This is a genomic window from Kordiimonas sediminis, from assembly GCF_014656395.1.
Lineage (GTDB): Bacteria > Pseudomonadota > Alphaproteobacteria > Sphingomonadales > Kordiimonadaceae > Kordiimonas_A > Kordiimonas_A sediminis.
Genome location: NZ_BNCI01000005.1, coordinates 1 through 3,400, shown reverse-complemented (window position 1 = coordinate 3,400; position 3,400 = coordinate 1). Strand labels below are relative to the sequence as shown.

2 protein-coding genes are annotated in these 3,400 nt (G+C 39.4%); one reads left to right on the top strand and one right to left on the bottom strand.

The genetic code is table 11. From position 1 onward, the window contains the following. Positions 1-233: 233 nt before the first annotated feature. Positions 234-2,720: an RNA-binding domain-containing protein gene (locus tag IE181_RS14495; RefSeq protein WP_191254328.1), complete on the top strand. Its 2,487-nt coding sequence runs from the start codon at positions 234-236 to the stop codon at positions 2,718-2,720. Between the two features lie 466 nt (positions 2,721-3,186). Here IE181_RS14495 and IE181_RS14490 read toward each other — a convergent pair. Then, on the bottom strand, positions 3,187-3,400 hold a 214-nt coding region (locus IE181_RS14490; protein ID WP_191254327.1), incomplete at its 5' end, for a hypothetical protein.

Below are 3,400 nucleotides of genomic sequence, written 5' to 3'. Positions count from 1 at the left end.
AAATCCTACTCCCGCAACCATCAAAAAGCCAGTTAACACAACGTGTTAACTGGCTTTTTGCTTGCGTGATCAGGATTTGTAAGTCAATCAAGGGAGCATGGGGGGAGCTTCCAGCTCAGTTGCGTAAATCTACTAAAAGATTATAATTGCTTGCTTTAGAATTACGATAATTTTTTTGGGGGGGAGGGTATATGCTTGATCGAAATTGGCTCGCGAATTGCTTGGAAGACTGCATGTATGACGATATATTCGGTCAGATTATTGATCAATTAACAGATGAAAATGGTATTTTTGTAGAGGAGGAGTGTCTGTTTTTTGATTATAAGGCAGACTTTCCGTTTAGCCGCTCGGACGACTATTTTGGAGGAATTCTTAGACTTATTTGCGCTCTGCATAACACACACGGAGGTGTAATAGTCTTTGGTGTCCATGACACCTTACGCACTGGCGGGCATAATAAGGTTATCATCAATATTGAAAGCTTCAACGCTGTTCTGGCAGATCGGCTTAGCTCGAGAGTGGAGTGTTTTTACAAAAAGCAAGAAGATGGACAAGGTGCAACTATAGATCTGTTACTAGTTCCTAAAAGGCTGGCGGGGATGAAGCCTGTTGTTGCTAATAAGGACTTTGGTACTTACAAAGCTGGAATTTACTGGTACAGACCTAATCATGAAGTTCGTGAAATTAATAGTCGGAACCTGCCTTTTATTTTCTCGGAAAGAACTTATTCAACGCAACATGTTGATGAGTATACAGGAATAGAAGATGCAAGTCTTCCGCCTAGCCCGTCTACTTTACCAAGTTTTGTGGGAAGAATTGAGCTGTTAGGCGATCTCTGGGAATGGCTATTTGTAGATCGAACAGTGAAGAAGTTTTTGCATGGTTCAGGCGGTTCCGGGAAGTCAACGCTAGCTTATGAATTTGCCTCTCTCATAGTAGAAAATGCCAAGAATATAACTTCAAAAAAAGGTGATAAGCTTGATCAGGTTATTTGGTTAAGTGCCAAAAAAAAATCATTGGATACAGGGTCAAATAAAATAGTATCCAATTCTAATGATTTTGATGACGCAAAATCATTATATGAAGCAATTCTAATATGTTCTAATCTCATTGAAGAAGATAAATACCAGCATGCGGATATTGACGTATTATTAGAATTACTCGAGAAAGTTTTTTCTGTAGCCAATATTCTGTTAATAATTGATGATATCGATACATTAATCACTGCAGGAGTTGATACGGGTTTAGACGGGCTTGAACAAGCTATTTATCTCTCGAGATCTTTTTGTAAGGTACTCTATACACAACGAAATCTGCCAAGTCATTCTCGTGGAAACGCTATAGAAGTCCCTGGATTTACATTAGGGGAAGAATATTATGATTTTCTCCACAAATCATGTGAATACTTTAAGGTGCCTCGCCCAGACGATGACTACACGCAAAGCATACATGAACTCGCTTCTGGGCGTCCATTAATAATAGAAGTAATTGTTGGTCTGAGAAGAAGGTTTCCAAGTTATCGCGATGCAATAAGAGCATTTGAAGAGTTACCGGCTGGGCAAGAAGCTCTCGTTTATATGTATGACCGAGAATACAATTTTTTAGAATTTCAAAACTCGAAAAATCTTCTTGCTGCGCTTTACCTATGGGAACGACCAGTGTCATTCACAGAGCTACAGGTTACGTTAATGCTAGATGAGAATGAAATTTCTAGCATTATTGGCGAAGTGAATGAAATATTTTTGTCTCATCATCATTCAAACGAGGATGAAACGTTGTATGCGCTGAATACTGTTGCCAGTCATTACGTCTCAAAAAAATGTCAGCAATTACCAATGTATTCTAGGATCAAACAGCGTATTCAGAATACAAAAGGAGGGCAGTTACCAAGATTGCCAGAAATTGAAAAACTTGTTCACCGAGTGAAGTACTTACTTTCCAACGGAGAAGAGGATATAGCTAGTTCAGTCGTATTCAGCGAGAGTTATGATGCGAAAGTACTTGAACACCCTGATTTCTTAGCGTTGCAGGGTAAAGTGGCGATGTCTCAACAGAAACCTGACCTTCAATTAGTGCGTAGTTGTCTGGAAAAAGCTTCGAATATTAACAAGATCAGTATTGGGCTTTTTTGGGAATGGCTAAATTTCGAGGAACTAAATGAAGATGCGAATGAATATTGTCAGACAATTTGTGACAGAGTGATTGAAGGTAAAGGTTACAGACTTTCTGAAAAAGCAGATTTCTGTGCCAAAAAAGCGCAGCTATTATGTAAGCGCGCACTGTCTTACAAGTCCTACTCTTATGCTAAAGAAAGAGAAGCGTATGTATTTTCTATAAAAGAGAACCTTAAAGGCGTAAATCTTACCGCGAAGAGCAGAAGGCCTGATTTATTGAGACATCATAAGTATGTTAAAACCAGCGTCTATTATTTATATAATTGTGCTGTAGAGAATAATGATTTTGGTAACTTCATAAAAACTCTTACGGAATTCATTAAAGATAGGTATCAATGTGACGCATTTTCAGATTTCTTTAAGGATAATCAAAGGCTTATACTTAGGGATCGTATGGAATTTCATAATGAGACTATAGGTATGTTACAAGGGCTAAAGACAAATGTGGCAAAGCATACAGTCTCGTTCAATCAAGAAACCTCCAACAAAAATTTTGTAACTGTGTTGGAAAGAATTATTGAGGAGCTGAAATCTAACGCAGCTTAAATGCATAATATTCAAATGACATTTCTGACATTAGTGACATTAGCCCCCAAATTCCGACCTAATGTCACTAATGTCATTTTTGTCAGGGCTATATGAGCACAGCCGGGTAGAGAAAGAGGCAAAACTACAAAATTCGCGAACTTTGGTGAATTTGAGTTCAGGCTTCTAATAGATGGAGAGTGCGCTAGAGTTGAAAAAGAAACTTCAAGAGAAGATGCCGAAAACACTGGCCTTAAACTTGGCAATGCTACCTTGCTTCTTTGTGTTGGGTTTTTATGATCAAGGTCTTTCAGCTGAAGGTGTTAAACTTGCAGTATATTTAATCTTAGTATTTGCTGCTTTGATATCGCCAATACTGGCATTCTTGGAAATTAGTAAGAAATGGTAGGCGAAGGGCCTCCGACATTTGTGACATTAGTGACATTAGGTCGGAATTTGGGGGCTAATGTCACTAATGTCATTATTGTCAGGACTGTATGAACACAGCCGGGTTAACTGTGAATGCTTTAGCGGCTCTGCCGTGACTTTCCCCCTGCCGTGTAAAAGCTGGATGTAGCCAGGCGTGGCCCATAAGCTCCAGACAGGTATCTGTGATGCTTTCGGCATTGCCAAGCGCAGACAGGCCACTTGTACGCTGCAAGTCCCGAACACTTATCCGCTCTGGCTTGTTTTCCCGTATC

What these genes read in the sequence shown, in the direction of transcription:
- IE181_RS14495 (WP_191254328.1), top strand. Translation starts at nt 234, where the DNA reads ATGTATGACGATATATTCGGTCAGATTATTGATCAATTAACAGATGAA.